This window comes from Exiguobacterium sp. s152, from assembly GCF_018618335.1.
In the GTDB taxonomy this organism is placed as follows: Bacteria; Bacillota; Bacilli; order Exiguobacteriales; family Exiguobacteriaceae; genus Exiguobacterium; species Exiguobacterium chiriqhucha.
On record NZ_JACSLX010000002.1, the window covers coordinates 395,142 to 421,475 of the forward strand.

Annotated in this window: 27 protein-coding genes; 12 read left to right on the forward strand and 15 right to left on the reverse strand. The window is 54.2% G+C overall.

Features of this window, described 5'->3' with window-relative positions:
• The first annotated feature begins 41 nt into the window (after positions 1 to 41).
• Positions 42 to 248 (forward strand): hypothetical protein, encoded by a 207-nt coding sequence (locus tag KNP72_RS06035; protein WP_214832495.1) that lies wholly within the window; start codon positions 42 to 44, stop codon positions 246 to 248.
• Positions 249 to 281: 33 nt separating this feature from the next.
• On the opposite strand, the gene KNP72_RS06040 is transcribed toward KNP72_RS06035, so the two are convergent.
• Positions 282 to 1,586, reverse strand: a complete 1,305-nt coding sequence (locus KNP72_RS06040; RefSeq protein WP_214832497.1) for a murein hydrolase activator EnvC family protein — start codon at positions 1,584 to 1,586, stop codon at positions 282 to 284.
• Between the two features lie 291 nt (positions 1,587 to 1,877).
• A complete protein-coding gene (locus KNP72_RS06045; protein WP_214828687.1) occupies positions 1,878 to 2,399 on the reverse strand; it encodes a VanZ family protein in 522 nt (173 codons plus the stop codon).
• Between the two features lie 162 nt (positions 2,400 to 2,561).
• Here KNP72_RS06045 and KNP72_RS06050 point away from each other — a divergent pair, with 162 nt between their 5' ends.
• A complete protein-coding gene (locus KNP72_RS06050) occupies positions 2,562 to 3,035 on the forward strand; it encodes a glutathione peroxidase (RefSeq protein WP_029595900.1) in 474 nt (157 codons plus the stop codon).
• Positions 3,036 to 3,079: 44 nt separating this feature from the next.
• On the opposite strand, the gene KNP72_RS06055 is transcribed toward KNP72_RS06050, so the two are convergent.
• Both KNP72_RS06055 and KNP72_RS06060 read right to left on the reverse strand, forming a co-directional pair.
• Positions 3,080 to 4,006, reverse strand: coding sequence for a CAP domain-containing protein (locus KNP72_RS06055; protein ID WP_214719991.1), 927 nt, complete (start codon positions 4,004 to 4,006; stop codon positions 3,080 to 3,082).
• A 19-nt stretch (positions 4,007 to 4,025) separates the two neighbouring features.
• Positions 4,026 to 4,472, reverse strand: coding sequence for a MarR family winged helix-turn-helix transcriptional regulator (locus tag KNP72_RS06060; RefSeq protein ID WP_214719992.1), 447 nt, complete (start codon positions 4,470 to 4,472; stop codon positions 4,026 to 4,028).
• A 118-nt stretch (positions 4,473 to 4,590) separates the two neighbouring features.
• Here KNP72_RS06060 and KNP72_RS06065 point away from each other — a divergent pair, with 118 nt between their 5' ends.
• The 3 genes from KNP72_RS06065 to KNP72_RS06075 all read left to right on the forward strand — a co-directional run bounded on the left by KNP72_RS06065 (position 4,591) and on the right by KNP72_RS06075 (position 7,203).
• The gene (locus KNP72_RS06065) at positions 4,591 to 5,004 is read left to right on the forward strand and encodes an organic hydroperoxide resistance protein (protein WP_214828681.1); all 414 of its coding nucleotides are present in this window, start codon (positions 4,591 to 4,593) and stop codon (positions 5,002 to 5,004) included.
• A 94-nt stretch (positions 5,005 to 5,098) separates the two neighbouring features.
• Positions 5,099 to 5,956: a metallophosphoesterase gene (locus tag KNP72_RS06070; RefSeq protein WP_214719994.1), complete on the forward strand. Its 858-nt coding sequence runs from the start codon at positions 5,099 to 5,101 to the stop codon at positions 5,954 to 5,956.
• Positions 5,957 to 6,063: 107 nt separating this feature from the next.
• Positions 6,064 to 7,203: a zinc-dependent alcohol dehydrogenase gene (locus tag KNP72_RS06075; protein ID WP_058763103.1), complete on the forward strand. Its 1,140-nt coding sequence runs from the start codon at positions 6,064 to 6,066 to the stop codon at positions 7,201 to 7,203.
• 41 nt (positions 7,204 to 7,244) lie between these two features.
• On the opposite strand, the gene KNP72_RS06080 is transcribed toward KNP72_RS06075, so the two are convergent.
• The 3 genes from KNP72_RS06080 to abc-f all read right to left on the reverse strand — a co-directional run bounded on the left by KNP72_RS06080 (position 7,245) and on the right by abc-f (position 10,754).
• On the reverse strand, positions 7,245 to 8,156 hold the full coding sequence (locus KNP72_RS06080; RefSeq protein ID WP_214719995.1) for a cation diffusion facilitator family transporter: 912 nt from the start codon (positions 8,154 to 8,156) through the stop codon (positions 7,245 to 7,247).
• Positions 8,157 to 8,270: 114 nt separating this feature from the next.
• Positions 8,271 to 9,047 (reverse strand): hypothetical protein, encoded by a 777-nt coding sequence (locus tag KNP72_RS06085; RefSeq protein ID WP_214832499.1) that lies wholly within the window; start codon positions 9,045 to 9,047, stop codon positions 8,271 to 8,273.
• A 12-nt stretch (positions 9,048 to 9,059) separates the two neighbouring features.
• Positions 9,060 to 10,754 (reverse strand): ribosomal protection-like ABC-F family protein, encoded by a 1,695-nt coding sequence (abc-f, locus tag KNP72_RS06090; protein ID WP_214719997.1) that lies wholly within the window; start codon positions 10,752 to 10,754, stop codon positions 9,060 to 9,062.
• A 363-nt stretch (positions 10,755 to 11,117) separates the two neighbouring features.
• Between abc-f and KNP72_RS06095 the strand changes: the two genes are divergently transcribed.
• The 3 genes from KNP72_RS06095 to KNP72_RS06105 all read left to right on the forward strand — a co-directional run bounded on the left by KNP72_RS06095 (position 11,118) and on the right by KNP72_RS06105 (position 13,552).
• On the forward strand, positions 11,118 to 12,029 hold the full coding sequence (locus tag KNP72_RS06095; protein WP_214832501.1) for an MBL fold metallo-hydrolase: 912 nt from the start codon (positions 11,118 to 11,120) through the stop codon (positions 12,027 to 12,029).
• 61 nt (positions 12,030 to 12,090) lie between these two features.
• Positions 12,091 to 12,924, forward strand: a complete 834-nt coding sequence (locus KNP72_RS06100; RefSeq protein ID WP_214719999.1) for an aldo/keto reductase — start codon at positions 12,091 to 12,093, stop codon at positions 12,922 to 12,924.
• A 13-nt stretch (positions 12,925 to 12,937) separates the two neighbouring features.
• On the forward strand, positions 12,938 to 13,552 hold the full coding sequence (locus KNP72_RS06105; RefSeq protein ID WP_021066768.1) for a PH domain-containing protein: 615 nt from the start codon (positions 12,938 to 12,940) through the stop codon (positions 13,550 to 13,552).
• Between the two features lie 40 nt (positions 13,553 to 13,592).
• On the opposite strand, the gene KNP72_RS06110 is transcribed toward KNP72_RS06105, so the two are convergent.
• Positions 13,593 to 14,117, reverse strand: coding sequence for a DUF1836 domain-containing protein (locus KNP72_RS06110; protein WP_214720000.1), 525 nt, complete (start codon positions 14,115 to 14,117; stop codon positions 13,593 to 13,595).
• A gap of 124 nt (positions 14,118 to 14,241) precedes the next feature.
• Between KNP72_RS06110 and trhA the strand changes: the two genes are divergently transcribed.
• Complete coding sequence (gene trhA / locus KNP72_RS06115) at positions 14,242 to 14,886, forward strand: PAQR family membrane homeostasis protein TrhA (protein WP_029595912.1); 645 nt, start codon at positions 14,242 to 14,244, stop codon at positions 14,884 to 14,886.
• 86 nt (positions 14,887 to 14,972) lie between these two features.
• Positions 14,973 to 15,668: a DsbA family oxidoreductase gene (locus KNP72_RS06120; protein ID WP_021066765.1), complete on the forward strand. Its 696-nt coding sequence runs from the start codon at positions 14,973 to 14,975 to the stop codon at positions 15,666 to 15,668.
• A 54-nt stretch (positions 15,669 to 15,722) separates the two neighbouring features.
• Here the strand turns inward: KNP72_RS06120 and relB are convergent, their stop codons facing one another.
• Positions 15,723 to 15,941 (reverse strand): type II toxin-antitoxin system RelB family antitoxin, encoded by a 219-nt coding sequence (gene relB / locus KNP72_RS06125; protein WP_029595913.1) that lies wholly within the window; start codon positions 15,939 to 15,941, stop codon positions 15,723 to 15,725.
• 163 nt (positions 15,942 to 16,104) lie between these two features.
• Between relB and KNP72_RS06130 the strand changes: the two genes are divergently transcribed.
• Positions 16,105 to 17,322 carry an MFS transporter gene (locus KNP72_RS06130; RefSeq protein ID WP_214832503.1) on the forward strand — a complete coding sequence of 406 codons (1,218 nt, stop codon included), beginning with the start codon at positions 16,105 to 16,107 and terminating at the stop codon, positions 17,320 to 17,322.
• A gap of 25 nt (positions 17,323 to 17,347) precedes the next feature.
• Here the strand turns inward: KNP72_RS06130 and KNP72_RS06135 are convergent, their stop codons facing one another.
• From KNP72_RS06135 to KNP72_RS06150, 4 genes are read right to left on the reverse strand one after another with little or no spacing between them, the layout of a single operon-like run.
• Entirely contained in the window at positions 17,348 to 18,469 is a 1,122-nt protein-coding gene (locus KNP72_RS06135; RefSeq protein WP_251128894.1) for an MBL fold metallo-hydrolase, read from the reverse strand.
• A 60-nt stretch (positions 18,470 to 18,529) separates the two neighbouring features.
• The gene (locus KNP72_RS06140; protein WP_214832506.1) at positions 18,530 to 19,117 is read right to left on the reverse strand and encodes an SCO family protein; all 588 of its coding nucleotides are present in this window, start codon (positions 19,115 to 19,117) and stop codon (positions 18,530 to 18,532) included.
• A gap of 11 nt (positions 19,118 to 19,128) precedes the next feature.
• Complete coding sequence (locus KNP72_RS06145; RefSeq protein WP_114166344.1) at positions 19,129 to 19,545, reverse strand: disulfide oxidoreductase; 417 nt, start codon at positions 19,543 to 19,545, stop codon at positions 19,129 to 19,131.
• The gene (locus KNP72_RS06150; RefSeq protein ID WP_214832508.1) at positions 19,542 to 20,213 is read right to left on the reverse strand and encodes a DsbA family protein; all 672 of its coding nucleotides are present in this window, start codon (positions 20,211 to 20,213) and stop codon (positions 19,542 to 19,544) included. The genes KNP72_RS06145 and KNP72_RS06150 overlap by 4 nt, the downstream gene beginning before the upstream one ends.
• Positions 20,214 to 20,370: 157 nt before the next feature.
• Between KNP72_RS06150 and KNP72_RS06155 the strand changes: the two genes are divergently transcribed.
• Positions 20,371 to 21,966, forward strand: a complete 1,596-nt coding sequence (locus KNP72_RS06155; protein ID WP_214832510.1) for a diguanylate cyclase domain-containing protein — start codon at positions 20,371 to 20,373, stop codon at positions 21,964 to 21,966.
• A 38-nt stretch (positions 21,967 to 22,004) separates the two neighbouring features.
• On the opposite strand, the gene odhB is transcribed toward KNP72_RS06155, so the two are convergent.
• Positions 22,005 to 23,282 (reverse strand): 2-oxoglutarate dehydrogenase complex dihydrolipoyllysine-residue succinyltransferase, encoded by a 1,278-nt coding sequence (odhB, locus tag KNP72_RS06160; RefSeq protein WP_214832511.1) that lies wholly within the window; start codon positions 23,280 to 23,282, stop codon positions 22,005 to 22,007.
• Between the two features lie 18 nt (positions 23,283 to 23,300).
• Positions 23,301 to 26,147: a 2-oxoglutarate dehydrogenase E1 component gene (locus tag KNP72_RS06165; protein ID WP_214832513.1), complete on the reverse strand. Its 2,847-nt coding sequence runs from the start codon at positions 26,145 to 26,147 to the stop codon at positions 23,301 to 23,303.
• Between the last annotated feature and the right edge of the window lie 187 nt (positions 26,148 to 26,334).

The following is a 26,334-nucleotide window of genomic DNA, read 5'->3' on the forward strand; positions in this document are numbered from 1 at the left end:
TTGATGCGCCTCCCCTATACTGTAGGTGGAGGCGATTTTTGATGAACAGATTATTCGGTTGGTGGCTCCGCATCCCGCGCCGGGTACGGTTGACCGCCTTGACGGTCGTTACGTTCGCTGTGCTCGGCCATATGGTGTTTCTCGGAGGCCAGAGCATGCTCGACGACCCGAACTGGGACACGCTCTGGCTGAGCGTCATCGGCGCCGCCCTGCTGACCTTTATCGCGTACAAGGCAACAAAAAAGTGATCGACGCGTTCGTCGATCACTTTTTGTATAGGCTTAGAAGAATGAAGCTGGGTTGACCGTGCTGCCCGCGCTCGAAGATGAGTACGAGTAACCACCACGGTGGATTTCGAAGTGCAAGTGTGAGCCAGTCGAGTTCCCTGTGCTACCCATGCCGCCGATGTGTTGACCTTGTGTCACACGTTGGCCGGCCGATACCGATACCGAGCTCATGTGTGCGTATACAGTCGTCCAAACTTGACCGTTCAAGACGTGCGTGATGATGACGTGGTTCCCGTAAGCACCACCCCATCCAGCTGTCGTGACCGTACCTGTTTGTGCTGCGTTGATCGGTGTGCCGACCGGTGCTGCGATATCAAGTCCGTTGTGGAACGAGTAACCGTTCGCACCGCTCGCCGCGCCCCATCCTTGTGAGAGACGACCGTTTGCCGGACGTTGGAACATGCCGCCGCTTGCCGGTACAGAAGATGCCGCTGCCGACGCTGTCGGTGTGCTTGCCGCGCTAGAGCCCGTGTTTGATGCTTGTTGTTTCTTCGCAGCCGCTGCTGCCGCTGCCGCACGTTTGGCTTCTTCGGCCGCACGACGTTGTGCTTCCATTTCAGCCTTGATGGCTTTCTCTTGTGCTTTGAGTGTTGACTCCATTTCTTGGAGGCTCATCAATTTCGATTCGAACTTCACTTTCTCAGCGTTGAGTTTCTTAATCTTCGCTGCGCGCTCTTTCATTTTTTTGTTGAGCGTCTTTTGACGTTGTTCGAGTTCTTCTTTTTGTTTCACGAGAGCATCGCGCTCGGCTTTCAACTCAGCTTGCGCTGCGGCCAATTTTTCTTTTGTCGCTTGATACTCTTCGAAGATTTGTTTGTCGTTCTCTTGAATCGTACCAGCCGTGATCATGCGTGTGAGCAAGTCACCGAAGTCTTTCGATCCGAAGATGAACTCCGCCCAGTCGATTGAGCCGCCGCCATTTTTTTGCATCGTGGCCATGCGCTCTTTCATGAGCTCTTCTTGTGCCTTCATTTTCGCTTCATATTGTTTAATCTGCTTTTGAAGGGCTGCAATTTTTTGTTGTGTCGCACGAATTTCAGCTTTCTTTTGTGCGACGTCGTTGATGACGTCTTGGAGTTCAGCATCTAACTTGTTGATTTCTTGCTGCTCTTTGCTGATTGCCTGTTCACGTTTTTGGATCGAGGCGTTCGCTTTGCTCTGTTCACTGTTATTCTGTTGTTGCTGCTGTTGCACCTTTTTCTGCTTGTCTGTAAGTGACGCTGCATAGCCAGGTGTCGTGCCGCTTATGAGAAGAGCTCCTAAAGTGACGGTTGCTGCAAGTTTCTTCAAGTTAACCAATGTGCTTCCCTCCGCTGAGTTCTCTGAATTTCTATATAATATAGATCGCATAAATTATAAATTAATAGGCAAAATTCGATATCGCTCTGAGACTCATTATAGCAATCTAAACCTAAAGTTATTTTACACTTATATTTCATTCGCGTTACATTGACCTGTTTTAGGTTTTATCCGTTAAAAAATGGGGGTATAAAGGGCTTTTGCAATTTTGCTTGTCACACAAACGTTATAAATCAAAAAGAAAAGCCCTTCATGAAAGCGCTTTTCAAATAACTACCTATACGATTTTTTTTACCACCTCGGAGTCACGAACCCCGATCGTGACCGTTTATGACGCCCTTGTTTGAACAGCAGAAACCCGCCAATCAAGAGGATGCCACAGGCGGCACCAAAACTGTCGAGCATGACGTCTTGGATGAGCGGTGTCCGCTCCGGCGTCAAACTTTGATGGAACTCATCAAAGATGGCGACCGTGTTCGCGAGCGCCCAGGCGAACAAGAGCGTCAGCACTGCATGAAGTTGTGTGCGCGACACCGCTTTGACGAGAAGTGCCCCGAGTGCGAAGAAGACGGTGAAATGCGCCGCTTTCCGAATCAAGAATTCGATGAGACCGACGCTCCCTTTCGCTTCGAGCGACACCGGTCCCCCGGCATACTCGAAGTCAATGGTCGAGAGGACTGGCTCGGCCCACGTCCAATTGATACGTTCGAGCGGTGAGACGATGCTCTGGTCAGAGTATGGGGTCGCGCTCGATAAGAATAAGCCAAGCAGGATCAAAGCGATCCATATAAATTCATTTTTTAATATGTACATGACACCTTTCCTTTCTACAATGAGTCTCATTATACGCCGTCCATCACGTTTCATTGTAACAACGACTTCATAATTTTATGACAATTTGATTGCGAGCAACCGATTTAAAGTCGTGACTTGAATTGCTGCTTGTTATAATGAAAAGAAAAAGGGGGAATCAACATGATCTATCAATATGAGGCGGCCGATATGAGTGGCAAGCTCCAACCGCTATCGAAATATGAGGGGGACGTCCTGTTAATCGTCAACACGGCGAGCAAGTGCGGCTTCACCCCGCAACTCGACGGGCTCGAGAAATTATATGAACGCTATCAGGGCCAAGGGTTCCATATCCTCGGCTTCCCATGCAACCAGTTCGGCAATCAAGACCCGGGGTCAAACGAGGAAATCAGCGAGTTCTGTCAATTGAACTACGGCGTGACGTTCCCGATGTTCGCCAAAGTAGACGTGAACGGCAAAGACGCCCACCCACTCTTCCAATACTTATCGAAAGAAGCACCCGGCCTGCTCGGTTCGAAGACGATTAAATGGAACTTCACAAAATTCCTCGTCGACCGGAACGGCAACGTCATCGAACGGTTCTCGCCGCAGACGACGCCGGATGAGATCGAGACGGCGGTCAAGCGCCTGTTATAAGTCAAAGGATGGGCTGCCGTAATCTGGCAGCCCATCCTTTTTTATTAGCGTGGTGTGATGAAATTGATCGTATAGAACGGGCTCGACTCCTCATTGTAGACGAGACCGACCGACACGTGCGTGAAGCCATCTTTCAAGATGTTCTCCCGGTGGCCGAGCGAATTCATCAGACCCCAGTGGGCGTGAAAGACGCTCATCTGCCCCATCGCCAAGTTCTCGCCGGCGAGGGAGTAAGCGATACCGGCCTCGTTCATCCGCTCGAACGGGTCGCGGCCCTCGGGGTCGGTATGGCTGAAGAAGTTGTTCCGGGCCATGTTCTCACTATGGGCGCGCACGACCGGTAACAACGGCTCATAGTCAGCGAGTGCTGACAGTTCGAACTTCTGGCGGTCCCAGTTCATGAGCATCCGCATCAATTGTTCGTTCGCGACGAGATTGTCTTCCGATACGTCACCGTAATAGCCGTCACTCGACTCCTCAACGTCCCGGTCTACCGTGAGCACGGCCTTCAGCTTGTCGTCGTCATGCTGATCGAAAAACATCGTCACGTAGTCATCGTCAATCGCATAGACGTTGAATGACGGGTCGTCCGGAATCAAATAGCGCTTCAGTCCCTTATTATACGATTTGACCTCATCGAAGCCGATTTTTTCGATTTGTTGTCGTGTCGTCTCGCCCACGATGAGCCCTTCAAAGATGCTGCCCGTCTCGAACTGATACTGGCCTTGCTTCGACCCGTCGGCATCAATCAACTCGAGGCTGCGGTCGCCGCTCTTCTCGAGCAAGTACCAGTCGTGCCCGGCATATTGGCTCGTGAAGCGCGGGGCGTCGGTCGAGCGTTCTTGCTGCTCCTCCGCCACTTCCGTCGACTTCACTTGAATGCTCGTCGGCGCCGACACGTTCGGCACTTCAAATTTCCAGGCCGCATACATGCCGATTGCGAGCAATAAAATCACTAGTTTACGAAACATCGCGTCTCCTTTCGAAAACCTACTCCTCTCGCTCACCGAATGCACGCAAGCGCACCTTGATATCGATGAGCATCTCCATATAAGCGATATACGTCGCTTGATCTATATTCAGCATACCACTCACTTTGAGCGGTACCTCTTCGGCCTGCTCACGCAGTGCGCTCCCGGACGGCGTGAGTGACAAGAGGACACGACGCTCGTCGTCGGTCGCCCGCACTTTCTCCACGTAATCGAGTTGCATGAGCCGCTTGACGAGCGGTGACAACGTGCCCGAATCGAGCGTGAGTCGCTCCCCGAGCTGTTTCAAATCAATATTGTCCTCTTCCCACAAGACGAGCATGACCAAGTACTGGCTATATGTCAGGTTTAACGGCGCCAAAATTGGGCGATATAGTCTTGTAAGCTCTTTTGAAGCGGTATAGAGCTGAAAACAGATCTGATGCTCTAATGTTAATGAACTTTTCATAAAATTTCCTCCGGCTATAGTCTTAGGACAAGCATATCATTTGCTTATCTGTTTGACTGCCCTATAATTAGATTGTGCACAACTTAATTGCCTAAAAACGAAATGGAGGAATTGAATCATGAAACCATTATTCACAGCTTCTGCAACTGCAATCGGTGGCCGCGAAGGTCGCGTCACATCGACGGACGGCGTCATCGACTTGAACGTATCAATGCCCGGCTCAAAACACGCGGACGAAGCGACGAACCCGGAGCAACTCTTCGCAGCAGGTTACGCGGCATGTTTCGGTAGCGCCTTGAACCTCGTCATCGGCAAAGAACGTATTAAAACAGACGGCACGAACGTCACAGGACACGTGACGCTCAACCAAGACGATGAAGGTTTCTTCATCTCGGTCGAACTCGAAGTCGAAATCAAAGGTGTCGATCAAGCGACGGCGGAACGTCTTGTCGAAGCGGCACACCAAGTTTGCCCGTACTCGAAAGCGATACGCGGCAACGTCGACGTCAAGTTGACTGCCAAAGCAGCATAATTCGATGGCCCGCTTCCGAGCGGGCTTTTTTTGCGTCCGGAGCATCAACAGAGTAAACTGAAGAAACGAACGATTCATCGAGAGGAGGCGGACGATGTTCAAAGGCAAACGTAAATATGTGACGATCGGCGTCGGAGTCGCGTTCCTCCTCGCCGCTTTCTATAACGGACTGACCGTCCGGAACTACGCGATCGAGTCGGACAAGCTCGCGTCGGGACAATCGTTCCGGGTCGTCCTATTGTCCGATTTGCACGGCTATTCGTACGGGGACGACCAACGCGTCTTAATCGACAAAGTGCGGGAACAGGAACCGGATTTGATCGCCCTTCCCGGCGATATCCTCGACCGCTTCCGCTCACCCGATGCCTCCTTCGAATTGATTGAAGGGCTGCAGGGCATCGCGCCGATGTATTTCGTGACCGGCAACCACGAGATTGACGGCTCTGACGACTTTGTCCGTCACGACGTCAAAGACGTGTTCCGCTCCTACGGCGTGACGGTGCTCGAGAATGAGACGGCCTCAGTCAACGTCAATGGGGTCGATCTCCTCGTCGGTGGGCTCGAAGACCCGCTCCGGACGTATACCGAAAATATTCAGGCGAGCTGGGAAGAGACGGCCTTGACCTCGCTCGGCGATGTCGACACCGAGACGGCGTTCAGCCTGCTCTTGTCACACCGGGCCGAACAAGTCGAGACATACGCCGCCCTGCCGTTCGACCTCGTCCTGTCAGGCCATGCCCACGGCGGGCAGGTTCGCATCCCCTATTTATTGAACGGACTGTACGCGCCGGACCAGGGCTTCTTCCCGAAGTATGCCGGCGGCCTGTACGAACACGAGTCGTTCACCCACGTCATCGGGCGCGGTTTCAACTATAGCGTCAGCGTACCGCGCGTATTCAACCCACCGGAGATCGTCGTCATCGACGTCACTGGGACCGGGGCTCCTCAGTGAGTCCCTTTTCCTATTTTCCCCAAAAATCGGATTCGCATGCGTGCGGGAGGGGTACAGTACTCTTGTTGTGACTTACTTGTTTTTGAAAAAAGGGAGGAAGTGGACAAATGCGTGCTGTCACCTATCAAGGAGCGAAGAACATCGAAGTGAAAGACGTGAAAGACCCAGAGATTGAGAATCGGGAAGAGATTATCGTCAAAATCACCTCGACGGCCATCTGCGGATCAGATTTGCACATCTACTTAGGCAACATGCCGACCCGACATGGCTACGTCATCGGGCACGAACCGATGGGCATCGTCGAGGAAGTCGGACCTGACGTGACGAAAGTGAAAAAAGGCGACCGGGTCGTCTTACCGTTCAACGTCTCGTGCGGCCATTGTTTCTATTGCGAGAACGAGATGGAGAGTCAGTGTGACAATTCGAACCACGCCCCGCATACGGACGCGGGCGGCTATTTCGGATTCACCGAGCAGTTCGGGAACCATCCTGGGGGGCAGGCCGAATATTTGAAAGTGCCTTACGGCAACTTCATGCCGCTCGTCATTCCCGAATCGTGCGAACTCGACGACGAAGCACTCCTCTTCCTCTCCGACGTCATCCCGACCGCTTGGTGGAGTTTGGACAGTTCCGGGATGAAAGCCGGCGACACGGTCGTCGTCCTCGGTTCGGGACCGGTCGGACTAATGACACAAAAGCTCGCCTGGGTGCGTGGTGCGAAACGCGTCATCGCCGTCGACCCGGAATTGTATCGCTTGAACCGAGCCAAATTGTCGAACAACGTTGAGACCGTTCTCATGAAAGACCCGATTGATACGGGCAAATACATTTATGAGATCACGAACGGCGGTGCTGACGTCGTCATCGACTGTGTCGGCTTCGACGGCAAAATGTCTCCAATCGAGAAAGTAGAGCAAAAGTTGATGGTTCAAGGCGGCACGCTCAGCGCCATCAAAGTCGCCAAAGAAGCGGTCCGGAAGTTCGGGACGGTTCAATTGACCGGGATTTATGCGATGAACTATAACCAGTTCCCGCTCGGCGACTTCTTCACCCGTAACGTAAGCATCCGGACGGGACAAGCACCGGTCATCCACTACATGCCCGAGCTGTTCCAGATGATCGTCGACAAGAAGTTCGATCCGACCGACATCATCACGCACCGCTTGCCGCTCGAACAGGCGGCCGACGCATACAAAATCTTTAACGATCATTTGGACGACTGCGTCAAAGTCGTCTTGAAGCCATAACAAAAGCGGTCCCCGACTTCTGTCAGGGACCGCTTCTTCGTTTACCAAATCGTTCGTTTCTCACAACATTGCGCTTCCCGTTCGATTTGAACGGTTGAACGCTCGAACGTGGCGAATTGACGGATTCGTTCCGTCACATCATGCAAGACGCGCTGGTCGTCCGTGTCGGACTCGATTAAGACGTGACACGTGACAGCGAGTTCGTTCGATGAAATCGACCAGACGTGCAAGTCATGGACTTCTTTGACACCGTCAATACCTCCGAGCTCCCGTTGCATCGCCACGACGTCGACTTGGTCAGGTGTCCCTTCCATCAAGATGTGAATCGCCTCCCGCGTCACCCGGTAGCCGCTGACCAAGATGAGCACGGCGACGAACAGGCTCGCGATCGGATCGGCGAGCGTCCAGCCGAACGCCATAATCAACACGGCCGCGGTGATGGCCCCGACCGAGCCGAGCAAATCGCCGAACACGTGCAACAACGCACTGCGGACGTTCAAGTTGTCACGCTCGCCCCGCATGAGCAGCCACGCCGCGAGCACGTTGACAAGTAGCCCGATGATCGCGACCGTGAGCATGCCGCCGCTTAAAATCTCTGGCGGTGCGAACAAGCGTTGATACGCCTCGATGATGATATAGATGGAAATGACGAGCAACGTCAAGCCGTTGACGAACGCCGCCAAAATCTCGAAGCGTCGATAGCCGAACGTCCGCTCCGGCGTCGCTTGGCGTGCCCCGAACCGGACAGCGAGGAAACTGAGCCCGAGTGCCGCCGCGTCGCTGAGCATATGGCCCGCGTCCGACAACAGCGCCAAACTGTTCGTCCAGATTCCGCCGATGACCTCGACGACCATAAACGTCGCAATCAGGACGAACGACCAGAATAATGCCCGTTGGTTCGTCGTATGATGATGATGATGGTCGTCCCCGTGATGTTCGTGATGTGCGCCCATATTGTCGCCCCCTCTCTCTACTAGTTTATACCTTCCACCCCTAACATTCAAACGTTCATTTGAATGAATATATAAAAACAATCGCCGAAAGGGATGTCCTCTCGACGATTGTCGTTATTTCTGTTCGAGCCGGACCCGCATGACACCGTCATATGGGAACAACTTCAACTGGCGAGTCTCGCCCTCATACCAACTGCCGGCGTTTTGACTGCTCGTCGCTGTCACATCAGGCGTCGCGACCGCTTGTCGGTCCCAGTCGATTGCCCGCACTTGCTGGTCACGTACCATCAAGAAGAAGCCGTCATAGAAATGGTATTCGTTCACTTGGTCACGCTGGACCGCTTTCGGGGCACCGAGTGTGGCCCGGACACTGTCGATGTCTTGGCCGAGCACTTCGAGTGTCGCTTCATCAGCAGTCGGGACGACGGTTTTCCATGCCGCGGTCACATCGTCATCGGAAATGCTCGTCGCTTCTCCCGTCACTTGTGCTTCCGTCACCCATCCGGTCGTCTGCTCGTTCAATTGGAGCTTGACGAAACCACTGACGGCCTCGAGCTGTTCGAACCGGTCACCGAGGTCGGCCTCATAAATGACCGTCGCGCGGTCGTCGGCGAACACTTTCGTATAAGGTGCCGCGATATAGACGTACGTTCCCGCTGACTCGTCGGCCTCCGCTTCCGGCTCGTCTCCTTCTGTCGCCTCTGATTCATTATTGACCGACTCGGTCGCGATGTCGTCTGTCTCCGGCAACGCCGAGTTCTTCGTATCCATGAGGGCCGCGAAGGCGATGACGCCGACGAGTGAAGCAATCAATGCGATGACCGTCGCCGTTTGCCATAACCGCTTCCGCTTCCGTGATGCGGCCCGTGATGCCCGAACTTCTTCTTTCATATGATTCCACCCCTATTTGTTTCGTCTATTCTGTTCGGATTCGGCAAGGGGGATGCCGTTTCCTGCCTCGTCGAAGAAAATATGCGGTTCGCTCGTCAATGTCTCAAGCGTCTGGAGCGTCGCGTCAACGTCGACCGGCTTTGTATCTCCGGACTCGAGCACGCGTACCGTCTCCCCAAGCTCGATCGTCCGGTCCGTCAAGCGGTGGAACGTCCGGTCATGCGAGATGAGAATCAATCCGCCTCGATACACCTCGAGCGCGGCCTCGATTTGCTCCCGTGTGGCCACGTCCAAATAGTTCGTCGGCTCATCGAGGGCGAGCAGGTCCGCGTCCGAGAAGTACAAGATGAGGAAGGCGATGCGGCACTTCTCACCCATGCTCGCCTCTCGGATCGGCTTATACACCTCATCGCGGCGGAACAAGAAATGGGCGAGCAGCGTCCGCGCCTCCGTCTCGGTGATGTCACTTTCGGCCAGGAGCGCCTCGAGCAACGTTCCTTCGGCCGGTAATCGGGCGAGCGTCTGTGAGAAGTAACCGATTTTCAGTTTCGGATGACGCTTGATATCCCCTGCCTCCGGTGCGAGTTCGCCAATCAATAGTTTCAACAGCGTCGTCTTCCCGCTCCCGTTCGGTCCGACGATGGAGATGCGGTCAACCCGGTTCACCGTGAGCGAGAGTCGTTCAAAGAGGGGTTCGTCGTAACCGAACGAGATGTCGTCGACCGCAATCCACGTCTTCGCCTCGAGTGGGTCGGCTTGGAAGCGGACCGAGATATGGGCCGCATCTTTCGGACGCTCAGGTCGCGTCCCTTCGAGCTGTTCGAGTTTACGTTCCCGGGCCTTCATCTTGATGGCAAGGTTCGCCGCGCCTTTTTGAGCGCCTGGACTTCGCACGCTCGCCGTCGCTTTCGCTTTTAAATGCCAGCCCTTATATTGGGCGATCATATCGAGCAACTCCGACTTCCGCGCCATGTAGCGGGCATGGGCTCGCTCGTCGCGTACCAGTTCCTCAGCCTTCTGATGTTTATACGCCGTGTAGTTGCCCGGATAGCGGACGATGGTCCCCTCATGCAGCTCGAGGATGACGGTCGCGACGTCATCGATGAATTGACGATCGTGGGAGATGGCGAGCACCGTCCCCGAAAACTCGTTCACCCAGCGTGTCAGCCACTCGATCGAGTCCAAATCGAGATGGTTCGTCGGCTCGTCGAGCAGGACGATGTCGACGTGTCGCATCGTGAGACGGGCGAGTTGGACCCGTGTCTGTTCACCGCCGCTCAAATCGCGGAGTCGGCTCGCGTCATGTCCGTCAAGACCAAGTCGTTTGAGTGCTTGTCTCGCCTCAAGCTCGAGCGCGAAGGCGTCAACCGCGAGTGCCTCGTCATACGCTTCGAGCACGCGCGCCGAATCACCTGATGTGACGGCAAGGTAGAGATTGTAGCGCGCCAAGTCGCCTTGCATGACGTAGTCGAGCGCGGTCTCTTCTCCATCAAACACCGTCTGTTCGACGACACCGATCGTGCCCAAGACGTCAATCGAACCTGACTGTGGGGCCAGTTCACCTATGAGCAGCTTGAATAGCGTCGTCTTGCCGGACCCGTTCTGGCCGAACAAGACGGCCCGTTCGCCTGCAGCGACGTCGAACGAGACATTGTCGAATAAGGGTTGCCGGTCGTGGTCGAACCGGACTTGCTTCATACTTAACATATTGTTTCACCTCGCTAGTTTGTCTGATACGCGATGAAACAAAAAACACCATCCGCAACGTGCGGTGGTGTGAAGAGATCCGGTCAAGCGGAAAGAAGGGTCACCCCCGTAGCCTGAAATTGGACACACTTCACCCGTGACTGTTCGTGCGAACAATGATGATTCGTTTCATCAGTTGAGTGAGTGTGACTTTTTCATGGCACGCGGTACCTTCCTTTCCTAAGTTACTGTCACCGTACCAAATTGAAAGCGGATTCGCAAGAGCCGGACCACAATCTCCCATTTTTTCTACACCTTCCGGCGGATGCGGGGGCGTCGGTCGAGCGGTATGATTAAACCATCTTAGATGATGAGGTGACTGTTATGCGATTACGAAACCTGCTCGTCCCGAGCGCCGTCTTGGCGAGTGTCGGTACGTTCTTATATACTCGATTGAAACGAAGACTGCCTCGACCGGCTTTCAAAGTCCCGACGGTCAAACCAGACCTCGCCTCGTTCGATGAGACGATGGTCAGTGCCACCTGGGTCGGCCATTCGACCGTGCTCATCCATTGGTACGGATTAAAAATTTTGACGGATCCGGTTTTCTCGAAGCGAATCGGCGTCCACGTCGGGCCGGTCACGTTCGGGATGAAACGTCATACCGCCCCTGCCCTCTCGATTGAGGAAATTGGGCACGTCGACGTCATCCTGCTCAGCCACGCCCATATGGACCACTTCGATCATAAGAGTCTGAAACGACTGATTACCCGCGACACGGTCGTCATCTCGGCCCCGGGCACGAGCAAGCTGTTACGTAAATACCCGAGCCTGCAGACGCTCGAGATGCATCCGCACGACAAGCTGACGCTCGCGAACGGGCTTCACGTCCAAGCCATTCCCATCGCCCACTGGGGCAATCGTTTCCCGTGGGACAAACATATGGGCTATAACGGCTACGTCTTGAAATATAAAGGCGTCCGCATGTTGTTCGCCGGGGATACGGCGTTCACCGAGTCGTTCAACGGGCTCGCGAACAAAGAACCGATCGACCTCGCTTTCTTCCCAATCGGTGCCTATCAACCGGAGTCGTTCGAGGAAGCCCACTGCACGCCAGAACAGGCATGGACGATGTTCAAACAGAGCGGCGCGAAACGTTTCTTCCCGATGCATTGGGACACGTTCGTCTTATCGTACGAACCGGTCGAGGAGCCGTATGAGCGACTCGTCGCCGCTGCCAAGCTCGAACGTGACCAAATCGTGATCAAGTCCCACGGTGAAAGCATTCGGCTGTAGCTTTCGCTTTCACTTCCGTGCGATTTTCGGTAACGTAAGAGTTGAGAGGGAGGGAATCAATATGGAATGGACAACACTCAACAATGATGTGAAACTGCCGATGCTCGGGCTCGGCGTGTACAAAGTGGAAGACGGGGCGGTCACGGTCGAAACGGTCAAAGCAGCGCTTGACGCGGGCTATCGATTGATCGACACGGCCGCTATCTATCAGAATGAGGAGAGCGTCGGCCAAGCGATTCGCGAATCCGGCGTCCCGAGGGAAGACATCTTCGTGACGACAAAACTGTGGAACGAGTTCCACGGCTATGACGAGGCGCTCCAAGCGTTCCAAGACAGCCTCGACCGGCTCGATCTCGAGTACGTCGACTTGTTCTTGATTCACTGGCCGATGCCGCGCTTCGGTAAATTCGTCGAGACGTATAAGGCGCTCGAACAGTTGTATGAAGAAGGCAAGGTCCGGGCCATCGGGGTCTCGAACTTCGAGGTCAGCCACCTTGAACAGATCATCCAGTCGTGCTCGATCGTCCCGGCGGTGAACCAAGTCGAGATCCACCCATACTTGTCCCAAAAAGAATTAATCGCGTTCTGCCAGCGGTACGATATTCAAATCCAGGCGTGGAGCCCGCTCATGAAAGGGCGCGAGGCGCTTGAGGATCCGGTCATCGCCGAGATCGCGTCCAAGCACGGGAAATCACCGGCTCAAGTCATCCTGCGTTGGCACTTACAGAACGGTGTGGCCGTCATCCCGAAATCGGTCACGCCGAGTCGAATTCGTGAGAATATAGAGGTGTTCGACTTCACGTTGACGAAAGAAGAGATGCACGCGATCGACGGACTCAACCGAAACGAGCGGACCGGGTCTGACCCGAACGAGATGCACAAAATCCACTACTGAGGAGAGATTTGACATGTTCAAAAAACTAGCTTCTGATTTGACGGGCTTCAGCGATATCGGCGAAGTCATCGACCCGAAAGATTTCGATAAGGCGGATTCGGACGATTACGTCCTCCATGAGGATAACGAGAAGATTTACTTCTTAATCAAGTCGAAATCGGACGAGTACTGCTTCACGAACTTGGCGATGATTCACCTCGACGGAACGAGCGCGATGAGTTCGAAACGCGTCTTGTATCGCTATCCATACGCCCACTTCCCATTGAATAACGTCATGTTCGAGACGGCCGGCACGGTCGACATGGACGTCGAGATCAAATTCACCATCGGCGACAAGCCGTATTCGATTGACGTGAACAAGAAACAAATCGAGCATGTGAAAGACTTGTACAAATCGCTCCTCGCCATCGCCGAGAAACAACGCGAAGGCCGTAAGATGATGGAATACGCCAACGCCTCGCTCACGCATTCGGTGTCGATTTTGAGCGGGCTTCGTCAAGGCGATATGAATGTCGCCTCGACGTTCAAGGAATTGAATGAACAGAGCTTCGACTGGCTTAAAGGTCACTATCACGAGTGGAACCGCAAAGATTTCGGTGACGTGTTCGAGAAGTACATCAACAACTAATGAAAAATGGCCCACGATTCAGACGAATCGTAGGCCATTTTTAATTGCTTTCATCAATCAATTGTTCGGCGAGCCGTTGGAACAAGTGGCTCATATGGACGGCCGAGGCGATGGCGAGCGACTGTTGGATGCCGTTCGTCTCGTTCGTGCGCACGTTGGCGAGGAGCGTCTCGGCTTGTGCCTCGAACGCCTGCATGTTCTGTTCTTTCTGCACCTGGTACGCGTCATAGAAGTCCTCGAGCGAGAAGCCCTCGTCCGACTCGTTCAGCGGCCGGAGCGTCTCTTTGATGTCATTGATTGAGAGCAATCCTTTCATCTCGTAAATCAGGCTGAGCAACATCAAGTGCTCGTTCGTGTACTTCTTGTTTTTGACGGGATGGAACAGCTTACCTTTGGCGTAGTTGTTGATCATTGTCTTCGTCAAAATTGTCTCATCGTCACTCCGTTTCATCTTGCCGTAATGTTGCTCGAACAGCTGGATGACTTGGTCCATATATAAGTCGATCGTCGGGAGCACCTGCTTCGGGAGCGTCCCTTCCGTCTTTACAATTTCATGCGGTTTCATTGGATCACCTCCCCTTTAGTATACGGACAAACCGGATTTGTCGAAACAAAAACCTTGTCGTTCTGACGTATACAGCTTATCATGTAGTTATGGATACTACATGACGTGATAAGGAGTGTTTTACATGAATTCGATTTTTCGGGAACCGATTAACGCACTGACCCACTTGGCCGGTGCCGTGCTCGCGTTCGTCGCGTTGATTGCGATGACGGTGAAAGCGTCACTGCTCGGCGAGCCGCTCGCCATCATGGCTGCGATTTTGTTTGGCATTAGCCTCGTCTTTCTCTATTTGTCGTCCGGCCTCTACCACAGCATCATCGCCTCGCCGAACGTCATCGCCTTCTTCCGGAGAATCGATCATGCAATGATTTACGCCTTGATTGCCGGTACGTACGCCCCACTCACATTGCTTGCGCTCGAAGGGCCGACGCGTTGGGTGTTGTTCGGCACCGTCCACGCGCTCGCCTTGTTCGGGATCATCTTCAAGCTTGTCTGGTTCCACGCACCACGCTTCTTGTCGACAGCGCTCTATATCGGCATGGGCTGGTTATCGGTGTTCTTCATCGGACCGCTTCATGACGTCATCGGCAACGCCGGCATCTTCTGGCTCATCCTCGGTGGCGTCATGTACACGATTGGCGGCCTCATCTACGGCTTCAAGCCGAAGTTCGTCAACTGGCGCGGTTGGGGCTTCCACGAGGTGTTCCATTTGTTCATCCTGTTCGGCAGTTTCGCCCATTTCGTCTGCGTGTTCTGGTACGTTTTCTAAGTCCTCCTTGCGAGGGCTTTTTTCGTGAGCACATTCATTTACTTCGATTTCAAGACATCCTACACTGACTGTAGGAGGGATTAAATATGAAAATTGAAGTTTGGTCAGACTATGTCTGTCCGTTCTGTTATATCGGCAAGCGCCGTCTAGAAGAAGCGCTCGAACAGTTCCCGCACGCGGACAACGTCGAAGTGGAGTTCAAGAGCTTCGAGCTCGACCCGAACGCACCGACGACCGACTCGCGTTCGATTTACGAAGCACTCGCGAAGAAATACAGCATGCCGCTCGAGCAGGCGAAAGGCACGACGGCCCAAGTCGCCGCCCAGGCCCGCACCGTCGGACTTGAGTACGATTTCGACAACATGGTCGTCACGGGTACACTTGACTCACACCGGTTGACGCACTATGCGAAGACGGTCGGAAAAGAGAAAGAATTGTCAGAAGCGCTCCTTAAGGCGTATTTCGTCGACGCGAAACATATCGGCGACCACGACGTCCTCGTCGAGATCGCAACAAGTGTCGGACTCGATGCTGACGCCGTGAAAGACGTGCTCGCTTCAGACGTATACACAGAAGACGTCCGCGCTGAAGAGAAGCGCGCGAGCGACCTCGGCATCACCGGTGTCCCGTTCTTCGTCTTCGATAATAAATATGGCGTCTCTGGCGCCCAGCCGACCGAGGCGTTCACGCAAGTGCTCGAGAAGACGTGGGCCGAATCGGCACCGACGCTTCAAGTGCTCTCGGGTGGCGCGACGTGCACGGACGATAACTGCGATATTTGATGTGAAACGAATAAAAGCAAAGCATTCGCCCATATTTGGACGAATGCTTTTTTGTTAATTTAAATCTTTCATCATATCCTCAAATGAAATGGTTTCAGAACGTTCTTTGTGCCTATGCATTGCTTCGTTGTAAAATTTCAAATCGAGTTCATTCTCGATACGTTCAAAGACAGTGTCCCGAACGAGAGTCGAGAGGGAGAGGTTCTTAGACTTCGCATACGCTCTAATCAGACGCTCGTCTTCTTCGTTGAGTTCAAAAGATATCGTCCTCATACAATCGACCTCCTATATGGAACATTGTATTACAAAATGGAAATGTTCATGTAGTCAAAACTTATATCTCTCGGAAGCCGAATCCCGGCTTCTTTTTTGTAGCTTTCTAAATCGTTCTGAAGGATAATTATTATTACCTAATAAGAATCGAGGACTTAACCATATGTGGAAAAATCGCAACGTCTGGATCATCTTGACCGGGGAGTTCGTCGCCGGTCTCGGGCTTTGGCTCGGCATCATCGGCAACTTGGAGTTCATGCAGGAGAAAGTGCCGTCTGACTTCGTCAAGGCGCTCATCCTCGCTGGCGGATTGCTCGCCGGGGTCGCCATCGGGCCGCTCGCCGGCCGTCTCACCGACCAAGGCTCGAAAAAGAAAATCATGCTCATCTCAAGTATTGTCCGGGCGCTGAGCGTTCTATTCATGTTCGTCGCCATCGAGACGGGAAGCGTGCTGTGGATGGTCGTTTTCCTCGTCTTCCTGCAAGGGTCGGCCGCGTTCTACTTCCCGGCACTCCAGGCCGCCATCCCGCTCATCGTCAAGGAACGGGAGCTGCTCGCCTTGAACGGGGTGCATATGAACGTGTCGACGCTGTCCCGGGTCATCGGGACGGCCATCGCCGGCATCTTGCTCACGCTCATCTCACTTCGGGACGTCTACGCGCTCTCGCTTGTCGCTTATCTGCTTCTCGCCGTCGCGACGTGGTTCTTGAAGATCGACGAGACGACCGTCCCGTCTGCGAAGAAAGTGGACGCGAAATCGTCCGGCGGGTTCAAGGACGTCTTTCCAATCATCAAATCGATTCCGGTCATCTTTATGACACTCGTCATGACGCTCATCCCGCTCCTCTTCATCGGTGGGTTCAACTTGCTCGTCATCAACATTAGCGAGCTGCAAGATTCGACGGCGATCAAAGGATGGATTTACACGGCCGAAGGGATTGCCTTCATGGCCGGTGCCTTCCTCATCAAACGGATCGGTGAGAAGTTCTCCGTGTTCTCCATCTTGTTCACGTTCTCGTTTTTGATTGGAATCGCCCAGCTCATGCTTTACTTCGCCGACATCCCGGCCGTCTCGATCGCCGCATTCGTCTTGTTCGGCTTTTCGGTCGGTTGCTTCTTCCCGACGGCCGTGACGATTTTCCAGACACGGATGCCGAAAGACTATCACGGCCGCTTTTTCTCGTTCCGGAACATGCTCGACCGGATCGTCTTCCAAGTCGTGTTGCTCGTCACTGGCTTCTTCCTCGATTTGATCGGCTTACAGCTCATGGTCGTCTTGTTCGGGATCAGCTCGATCCTCATGACAGCAGCGTTCCTCGTCTATACGCGCAAACACAAACTTCATATCGAAACGGACGAGATTGAACGGATTTCCTCCTAACAAAACAAGCGCTGACCAAATTCGGTCAGTGCTTGTTCATGTCTTCGATGTCACGCCACCAGTTGGTCGTGTCGTTCCGTCCGTCGAGTGTGATCCGCTCACCGATACGCGGCGTGAGCACGTCCTCTCGTGGTAATAGCCCCACCATCTGCTCAGCTGGGTCGAACCAGGCATGGAACGATAACGTGAACGCGCCCCAATGGATTGGGAGCATCTTGTCGGCCCGCACGTCACGGAACGCCTGTGCCGTCTCACTCGGTTGCATGTGCACGTCCGGCCAGCGCTCATCGTATTGTCCGCATTCGAGCGCCGCGAAATCGAACGGTCCGTACGCGTCGCCGATTTCTTTGAAGTGTGGTCCATACCCGCCGTCCCCGCTGAAGAACAGGCGGTCCGTCTCGCCGAGGACGACCCATGACGCCCAGAGCGTCGCGTTGCGGTCGGTGAGCGAGCGGCCCGAGAAGTGCCGAGCCGGCGTACAAACGAACGTCCATGAGCCGAAGTCAAACGTCTCGCCCCAATCGCGCTCGACGATGCGTTCCGCCCCGACGCCCCACCGTTTCAAGTGGCTACCGACGCCGAGCGGGACGATGAAGACGGCAACCTTGTCTTGAATCGCTTGAATCGTCGCATAGTCCAAATGGTCGTAATGGTCGTGCGTGAGCAAGACGACATCGATGTCCGGCAAGCCGTCGAGCTCGAACGGCAAGTCTTCGCTGAACCGCTCGTTCTTCGCGAACGGGAGCGGCGATGGGCTCCGGCCGAACATCGGGTCGACGAGCATCGTCTTACCGTCCATTTGGACGAGCATCGCCGAGTGTCCGAGCCAATAGATGCGTGTGAAGCTTGAACCGAGTTTCTCGCTGAAGTCGATCGGGACGACCGGTAAGCGCTCGCTCGGTTTCCGGAGCGAGTCCGGATTCAAATATTCCTTCGACATCGAAATCATGTCGTCCGATGAGAACCGCATCGGCGTCTCGAGCTGATTCTGAAACTTGCCGTTCACCAGGTTCGGCGACCGGAGCGCCTTCGGCTTTTTCCCGAGCGGTTTATATTGCGTGAGCACGGTACCTGTCACGGCAGCCAGGCCCATCAATGAAAATAATAGTGTCTTCTTCAATTCCATCCACTCCTCTACCTTATTCATTATACGGCACCAACGCCGATTCCCCTGTTTTCGAATACAAAAAAGACGGCACGGGCCGTCTTATGAGTTCTGTAAAATCTTGATGTCATTGACGATGTCCTCGATTGGCACGTCTTGGAATCCTTGATACGCCTTGATGATTTTCCCGTCCTGGTCGACGAGATAGAACCACGTCGCGTGATCCACTTGGGTGCCTTCTGACGGTTTGCGGACGAGCGCTTTGAAGTTTTGTTGCGCGAACGCCTCAATCTCTTCTTGCGAATACCCCGTCAAGAATTGCCAATCGGCTTTCGCCAAGTCGTAATCAGCCATGAACGCTTGAATCTTGTCCGGCGTATCGACGGTCGGGTCGACGCTGAACGACACGAATTGGACGTCTTCGACGCCTTCCTCGACGAGCGCTTCATTGAGTTTCGTCATGTTGTACGTCATCGGTGGACAGACCGTCTCACAGCTCGTGAAGACGAAGTCGGCCATCCAAACTTTGCCCTTCAAATCGTCCAGACTAACCATCTCTTCATTTTGATTCATATAGTCGAACGACTCGATCTCCCAATTGAGCGGGTCTTCAATCTCCTGGCCGCACGCGGCGAGCACCGCTATCAAGCTGATCAATCCGATGAGCATCCACTTCTTCACACGTTCCATCTCCTTCATTGTCAATTGCGTCTCACGCGCCAGACGAGGAGCGTGATCAAAGTAAATGCCGTCAAGGCAAGGAACGGAATCGTCACGAACCCGAACCAGTTGATGTATTGCACGTTGCATGGTACGCCTTGCACGCACGGCTTGATATCGGCGAAACCGGGTACTTTTTGAACCAAATAATGGTAGAGTGAAATCAGACCTCCGATGATGGAGAGCGGCAATACATACTTCTTCACCGCCCGGTCGTCCGTGAACACGGCGACCCCGAGCAAGATGACGAGCGGATACATAAAGATGCGTTGAATCCAGCAGAGCTCACATGGCACGAACTCGCGAATCTCGCTGAAATAAAGACTGCCGAGCGTCGCCGTGAGGGCGACGAGCCAAGCGAGATACAGACCATAACGGGTCAAGAATGACTGCTTCATGGTGTGCCTTGCTCAATCAATCGCTCAATCGTCTTGTAATCGAACGGGTCCTCGAGCATGACGCCGTTAATCATGATTGACGGTGTGAACTGGACACCGTGCTCTTTGACGAGCCCGTCATCGAGACTTACCTGTTCGAGCACCGTCGAGTTCTCACTCAAATCGTCCTCGAGCTTCGCCACATCGACCGATGTCGTCTCGCTCGCAATCTCTGTCAACCGCTCGACCGTGACCCATGCCTCGTCGTGCTGTTGACTCGCCGGTTGCGCGTCGTAAAGCGCCTTATGGAACTCCCAGAACGCGTCCGGGTCTTGTTTATACACCGACTCAGACGCGAGCGATGCCAAAATCGACTCTTGTCCGTGGAACAGGACGTTAATGTAGCTGAAACTGATTTTCCCTGTATCGATATAGTCTTCTTTCAACTTCGGATAGACCGTTTCGCCCCACTGTTTACAAGACGGGCATTTGTAATCGCCGAACTCGACGACCGAAACGGGTGCGTCCACATCACCGAGCGTCGGCTGGCCTTCCGTCGACACGTGTTTCGCCGTCGCCGGTGCCGCCGTCTCCGCTTGTTCGGTCGGTCGATTCATCAGGACGACCACGACGGCCACCAAGGCGACCGCGAGCAGCGTCGCGATGACCAATAGTTTATTCTGTTTCATTCGTCTCACCTCTATTTGTATCGATTCGTCTTTCATTATAACGAAAGCGCTATCTGTTTCCACGAAATCAACCTTGTTTTTTCTCAACTTTGCTTCATGTCACGGAAAAGATGACGATGAACAAAGTGGATGTTGTGATTGTAGGAGGAATTTGTTCATGAAATCATTTTCGATGCGCCTCGGCCTCATCTTGGCGCTCAGCATTGCCACGCTCGTCTTTTTACTCACCATCACGTTGACGTACATGACGAGTCAACGGTCTGCCGCCTCGCTCGAAGCCGAGATCGGGGAACGGTTGTCGATGACGTCGCACCAGCTCGTCGACAAGCTCGACTTTTACATGTGGTCACGCTATCAAGAAGTGCAATTGCTCCAAGGACTTGACGCCTTGAACGACCCCGCCTCGAGTCGGGCGCTGCTCGACCAGGTCCAGACGAACATTCCCGCCTTCTCATGGATGGGCGTGACCGACGCGTCGGGGAACGTCGTCGCTTCGACGAACGGGATTTTAGAAGGTGCGTCGATTGGCGAACGTCCCGTGTTTCTAAATGCGCAGCAAGAGCCGTTCATCGGTGACGTCCATGAGGCCGTGTTGCTCGCCGAACTGTTGCCGAACCCGAGTGGTGAAGTACTCCAGTTCGTCGACATCAGCGTCCCGCTTGTCCGCGAAGGTTCGTTCCAAGGCGTGCTCGCGACCCACCTCAGCTGGGAATGGGGCAAGGAAGTGCTGCGCCACTTCAACCGGACGCTCCACCATCAATCCGACTACACCGATTTGTTCGTCGTCAGCGGACGCGACAACACGGTGTTGCTCGGACCTGACCACCTCATCGGCAAACCGCTCCCGACGTCTTTAAAGGAGGGCTGGCACGTCGATACGTGGCAGGATGGCAAAACGTATTTGACGGGCGTCGCCACCGGTGAGGGCTATGAAGATTACGCCGGACTCGGTTGGAGTGTCGTCGTTCGCCAACCGACCGAAGTCGCGTTCGCCCCGGTCATCGAACTAGAGAACAAAATATTATGGATCGGTCTCATCGCCTCGCTCGTGACGTCTACGCTCGGATGGTTCCTCGCCTCGATCGTGACGCGACCGTTACAACGGATCACCGAAACGGCTGCTCTGATGAAGCAAGGGAAGGCCAAGACGTTCCCGCACCAGTCTGGGATTCATGAGATCGAGTCGCTCGCATTCGCCCTCGAGTCACTTGTCTCATCTCTCACCGAATCTGAGACAGAACGTGTCCATTACGAGTCACTCGCCAACCGTGACGTCTTGACCGGACTCGCGAATCGGACGGCGCTTCGACACTATTTGAACGAAGCCCAAGTGACGAAGAACGAGTACGTCTGTTTCTATATCGACCTCGACGGTTTCAAAGCCGTCAACGACACGTATGGACACGCCACGGGCGATGATGTCTTGATTGAGATTGCCGAACGGTTGAAACGCGTGACGCTCGATGGTGCCTACCCGGTCCGGTTGAGCGGTGACGAGTTCTTCCTCTTGTTCGAACGGAATGGAAAGAGTGAACGATTGATCACTCAAATCGGACAAGACCTCATCACTTCCCTCTCCGAACCGATCGCCATTGAAGGCGGGACGACAAGCGTCGGGGCAAGTATCGGCGCCTCGCTCTGGCACACAGAGACGGTGCCCCACGTCGCCATCGAACGGGCCGACCAAGCACTCTACCGTTCGAAAGCGAACGGCAAGCATCAAATCACGCTCGATGAGACGCTCATCACATAAACAGCAGGTCCATGCCGCGTGGCATGGACCTGCTTGTATTACGCTTCGAACAACAATTGTTCTGGATCTTCAATCATGTCTTTAATGTGCTTGAGGAATGTCACGGCCTCACGACCATCGACGATGCGGTGGTCATACGAGAGCGCCACGTACATCATCGGGCGGTTCTCCATCGTTTCCGCGTCGATAGCGATTGGGCGGAGTTGAATCGAGTGCATCCCGAGAATCGCGACTTGTGGGCCGTTCAAGATCGGTGTCGACAAGAGTGAGCCGAAGACGCCACCGTTCGTGATCGTGAACGTTCCACCTGTGAGGTCGCTCAACCCGAGCTTGTTGTTGCGCGCTTTATCGGCGAGGTGCAAGATGTCTTTCTCGATTTCACCGAAGTTCTTGCGATCCGCTTCGCGGACGACCGGGACGACGAGGCCGTCCGGAGCCGACACGGCGATACCGATATCATAGTATTTTTTCAAGACAATCTCGTTGCCTTGAATCTCAGCGTTCAAGTACGGCATCCGTTTGAGTGCCGCAACGGCCGCCTTCGTGAAGAACGACATGAAACCGAGTTTGACGTCATTGTCTTTGATGAACTTCTCTTGGCGACGTTTGCGGAGCGCCATGACAGCCGACATATCGATTTCGTTGAACGTCGTCAGCATCGCTGCCGTCTGTTGAACTTCGACGAGACGGTTGGCAATCGTTTGACGACGGCGCGTCATTTTGATGCGCTCTTCGTCTTTGCCGCTCGCCGCCGGTTGCGGTGCCGCTGCTGGAGCTTTCGGTGCTTGTGGCGCTGGCGTCGGTGCCGGTTTCGACTCGTGGCTCGTCACGTCATGGACGTTGATGCGACCAATCGGGTCGTTCGTTTGGACGGCTGACAAATCGATGCCTTTCTCACGGGCCAATTTACGGGCCGCCGGTGTCGCGATTGGTCCTTTGCCTGGGCTCGCGACGTGCTCTTCACGGCGCTCGACTTTCTTCGCTTCTCCGACCGCTTCGACTTTCGTCTCGGCTGGTGCTGGAGCCGTCTCAGCAGGTGCTTCTGTCTTTGTCTTCGTCGCGACGGCCGTGCCGCCACCCGATCCTGAGCTGAGGCGAGCGATCACTTGTCCAACTTGGACCGTGTCCCCTTCGGCCGCCAATTGCTCGTCGAGCGTGCCCGACTCATCGGCCGGCACCTCGATGTTGACTTTGTCCGTCTCGAGTTCGACGATGGCTTCCCCTTTTTCGACGTGGTCGCCTGGCTGTTTGAGCCAAGACGCGACCGTTCCTTCCGTAATGGACTCTGCTAATTCAGGTACTTTGATTTCGATCACAATGAGTTCCCCCTTAACTTATTTACGATCTTTTTGGTATGTGCTCGTGCCGGCAGCAGCCGAGACGGCGTCACGTGAAATGGCTTCACGGATGATGCGTGCTTGCTCTTGTTTATGGGCTGTCGGATTCCCTTCAGCCGGGCTCGAACGGCGGCGACGGCCGACGTAGCGGACGTTCAGACGGTTCGATGTGACAGCTTCGAGACGAGGCTCGATGTACGTCCATGCCCCCATGTTCTTCGGCTCTTCTTGGACCCAAACGATTTCTTTCGCGTTCGGATAGCGGCTGATCAATTCACGGATCTCACGGACCGGGAACGGATAGATTTCTTCGACGCGGATGATGTGCAGGAAGTCGAGTGACTCCTCTGACTTCATCGTCGCTTCTTGCAAATCGATTGCCATCTTCCCTGAACAGAAGACGAGACGTTCGACTTGCTCCGGATTCTCACCGAGACCGACTTGTTCGATGATCGGACGGAAGTTATTGTCTGACAGTTCATCGACCGGTGAGGCTGCAAGCGGATGACGGAGCAGGCTCTTCGGTGTCATGATGATCATCGGACGGATTTGTTCCGTGCCGAGCATCTTCGCCTGACGACGCAAGATGTGGAAGTACTGCGCGGCCGTCGACAAATTCGCGACCGTCCAGTTTTTCTCTCCAGCGAGCGTCAAGTAACGCTCCATGCGGGCGCTCGAGTGCTCTGGCCCTTGGCCTTCATAACCGTGCGGCAACAGCATGACGAGACCTGACTTCTGTCCCCATTTGGCGCGACCGGCCGAGATGAACTGGTCGAACATGACCTGCGCCGAGTTGGCGAAGTCACCGTACTGTGCTTCCCACAGCACGAGCGTGTCTTGGGCGAAGACGTTATAGCCGTATTCGAAACCAAGCACTGAACCTTCCGAGAGCGGGCTGTTGTGCACCGAGAACGAGGCGTTTGCCGTCGACAAGTGATGGAGCGGTGAGAACTTCTTGCCTGTCTCGACATCGTTCAACATGATGTTACGTTGCGCGAACGTACCTCGCTCCGAATCTTGTCCGCTCAAACGGATTGGTGTGCCGTCCGAGATGATCGAGGCGTAAGCGAGCGTCTCGGCATGGCCCCAGTCGACTTTCCCGTTGTCCGCGAACGCGTCACGGCGACGGTCGAGCACTTTTTGCAGCTTATGGAACACGCCGAAGCCTTCCGGCCAGACGAGCAATTCGTCATTCAATTGCTGGAGCACGTCACGTTCGACACCTGTCTCAACAAACGGGAAGCCTTTGTGGACCGCTTCCGGCAAGATGATGTCGGCATCTTCTTCTTCGGCCGGGACGAGGTCACGGGCCGATTTGAGACGATCTTCAATCGATTGCTCGATCGTCGCTTTGTCTTCTTTCGACATGACGCCTTCCGCTTCGAGCACGTCGGCATAGACATGACGGACCGATTTGTGTTCTTTGATGGCCTTATAGAGCACTGGGTTCGTGTTCATCGGCTCATCCATCTCGTTATGACCGTAGCGGCGGTAGCCGACCAAGTCGACGAGAATGTCTTTATGGAACTTGGCGCGATACTCGCTGCACAGTTTAGCGACAGCGACACACGCTTCCGGATCGTCCGCATTGACGTGGAACACCGGAATCTCATAGCCTTTGGCGATATCACTCGCATAACGTGTCGAGCGCGAGTCGCTCGGTTCGGTCGTGAAGCCGATCGTGTTGTTGGCGATGACATGGACCGTCCCGGCTGTACGATAACCATTCAAGTTCGTCATGTTGAGCGTCTCGGCGACGATGCCTTGACCTGGGAACGCAGCATCCCCGTGAATCAAGATTGATGCCGCCTTGTCGTCATGTTGGACGGCCATCCCTTTTTCAGAGCGGTCGTCTTGCGCGGCGCGCGTATACCCTTCGACGACCGAACCGACGAACTCGAGGTGACTCGGGTTGTTGGCGAGGTTCAAGCGGACTTCTTTCTTCTCTTCTAACACTCTGCGGTCGAGACCGAGGTGATATTTCACGTCGCCGGACCAACCGAAGTTGATGCCGATCGATCCTTCCGACGGAATCAATTCTTTATTCGGAGCGTGCTGGAACTCAGCGAAAATCATCTCATACGGTTTGCCGAGCACGTGCGCGAGCACGTTCAAGCGTCCACGGTGGGCCATCCCGATGTTGATATGTTCTGACCCGCTCGAGATGAGGCCGCCGACCATCGCGTCAAGGAGCGGCACCATCGCGTCGAGCCCTTCGATTGAGAAGCGTTTTTGTCCGACGTATGTCTTATGAAGGAACGACTCGAACAACTCTGTTTCCGCTAGACGTTGGAACAACTCGATTTTCTCGTTCTTCGAGTATTTCGCTTTCAATGCGCCCTGCTCGATGCGGCGGCGAATCCAACGCTTCTCTTCCATGTCATCCAAGTGACGGAGCTCAATGGCGACCGGTCCTGTATAGACGTCAAGCAAGTGACGAACGAGCTCGAGCGCGTTTGCACCCGGCTTCGGCACGTCTTCCGACAACAAGTGAGCCGGTACTTGCTCGAGGTCCGCTTCACTCAACCCGTAGCGGTCAAACGAAAATAAGCCGTGCTCGCGCGGGTGGTCTTTGAGCGGATAGATGTCGGCCGCTTTATGGCCGAGTGCCCGGATATCATTGACCAACCGTGTCGCTGCCACGACTTTCTCTAAATCAAACGATGCAGCCGGCGCGACAGGTGCGCTCGCTTCCGGTGCCCCGTGCTCGTCAAAGTATTGACGCGTCTCCGCATCGACTGATTCTGGGTCTTCCACATACTGCTCGTACAATTCAACGATATATCCTAAGTTTGGACCATAAAATGCTTGCACTTCTTCGCGACCGTTCGACGACTCTCCCATTGAATAAATCCCCCTATCCGTTCCTGTGCGCCCGATGTGTGAACGCTTTCATTTTAACATTAAGCACGAAGCAGTTCATCCTTCTGATTCGTCCTGCAAAAAGAGCCAAATCTTGCCTCTTTCTCTCCTCTCCATACTACACCTTTCCATATGGAAAGACCCTTTCAAATTCACAATTCGTCCATAC

Bases quoted from the DNA above. Each gene is read 5' to 3' on its own strand.
- KNP72_RS06035 (WP_214832495.1), top strand. From the start codon at position 42: ATGAACAGATTATTCGGTTGGTGGCTCCGCATCCCGCGCCGGGTACGG.
- KNP72_RS06045 (WP_214828687.1), bottom strand. From the start codon at position 2,399: ATGTACATATTAAAAAATGAATTTATATGGATCGCTTTGATCCTGCTT.
- KNP72_RS06050 (WP_029595900.1), top strand. From the start codon at position 2,562: ATGATCTATCAATATGAGGCGGCCGATATGAGTGGCAAGCTCCAACCG.
- KNP72_RS06055 (WP_214719991.1), bottom strand. From the start codon at position 4,006: ATGTTTCGTAAACTAGTGATTTTATTGCTCGCAATCGGCATGTATGCG.
- KNP72_RS06060 (WP_214719992.1), bottom strand. From the start codon at position 4,472: ATGAAAAGTTCATTAACATTAGAGCATCAGATCTGTTTTCAGCTCTAT.
- KNP72_RS06065 (WP_214828681.1), top strand. From the start codon at position 4,591: ATGAAACCATTATTCACAGCTTCTGCAACTGCAATCGGTGGCCGCGAA.
- KNP72_RS06070 (WP_214719994.1), top strand. From the start codon at position 5,099: ATGTTCAAAGGCAAACGTAAATATGTGACGATCGGCGTCGGAGTCGCG.
- KNP72_RS06075 (WP_058763103.1), top strand. From the start codon at position 6,064: ATGCGTGCTGTCACCTATCAAGGAGCGAAGAACATCGAAGTGAAAGAC.
- KNP72_RS06080 (WP_214719995.1), bottom strand. From the start codon at position 8,156: ATGGGCGCACATCACGAACATCACGGGGACGACCATCATCATCATCAT.
- KNP72_RS06085 (WP_214832499.1), bottom strand. From the start codon at position 9,047: ATGAAAGAAGAAGTTCGGGCATCACGGGCCGCATCACGGAAGCGGAAG.
- abc-f (WP_214719997.1), bottom strand. From the start codon at position 10,754: ATGTTAAGTATGAAGCAAGTCCGGTTCGACCACGACCGGCAACCCTTA.
- KNP72_RS06095 (WP_214832501.1), top strand. From the start codon at position 11,118: ATGCGATTACGAAACCTGCTCGTCCCGAGCGCCGTCTTGGCGAGTGTC.
- KNP72_RS06100 (WP_214719999.1), top strand. From the start codon at position 12,091: ATGGAATGGACAACACTCAACAATGATGTGAAACTGCCGATGCTCGGG.
- KNP72_RS06105 (WP_021066768.1), top strand. From the start codon at position 12,938: ATGTTCAAAAAACTAGCTTCTGATTTGACGGGCTTCAGCGATATCGGC.
- KNP72_RS06110 (WP_214720000.1), bottom strand. From the start codon at position 14,117: ATGAAACCGCATGAAATTGTAAAGACGGAAGGGACGCTCCCGAAGCAG.
- trhA (WP_029595912.1), top strand. From the start codon at position 14,242: ATGAATTCGATTTTTCGGGAACCGATTAACGCACTGACCCACTTGGCC.
- KNP72_RS06120 (WP_021066765.1), top strand. From the start codon at position 14,973: ATGAAAATTGAAGTTTGGTCAGACTATGTCTGTCCGTTCTGTTATATC.
- relB (WP_029595913.1), bottom strand. From the start codon at position 15,941: ATGAGGACGATATCTTTTGAACTCAACGAAGAAGACGAGCGTCTGATT.
- KNP72_RS06130 (WP_214832503.1), top strand. From the start codon at position 16,105: ATGTGGAAAAATCGCAACGTCTGGATCATCTTGACCGGGGAGTTCGTC.
- KNP72_RS06135 (WP_251128894.1), bottom strand. From the start codon at position 18,469: ATGAATAAGGTAGAGGAGTGGATGGAATTGAAGAAGACACTATTATTT.
- KNP72_RS06140 (WP_214832506.1), bottom strand. From the start codon at position 19,117: ATGGAACGTGTGAAGAAGTGGATGCTCATCGGATTGATCAGCTTGATA.
- KNP72_RS06145 (WP_114166344.1), bottom strand. From the start codon at position 19,545: ATGAAGCAGTCATTCTTGACCCGTTATGGTCTGTATCTCGCTTGGCTC.
- KNP72_RS06150 (WP_214832508.1), bottom strand. From the start codon at position 20,213: ATGAAACAGAATAAACTATTGGTCATCGCGACGCTGCTCGCGGTCGCC.
- KNP72_RS06155 (WP_214832510.1), top strand. From the start codon at position 20,371: ATGAAATCATTTTCGATGCGCCTCGGCCTCATCTTGGCGCTCAGCATT.
- KNP72_RS06165 (WP_214832513.1), bottom strand. From the start codon at position 26,147: ATGGGAGAGTCGTCGAACGGTCGCGAAGAAGTGCAAGCATTTTATGGT.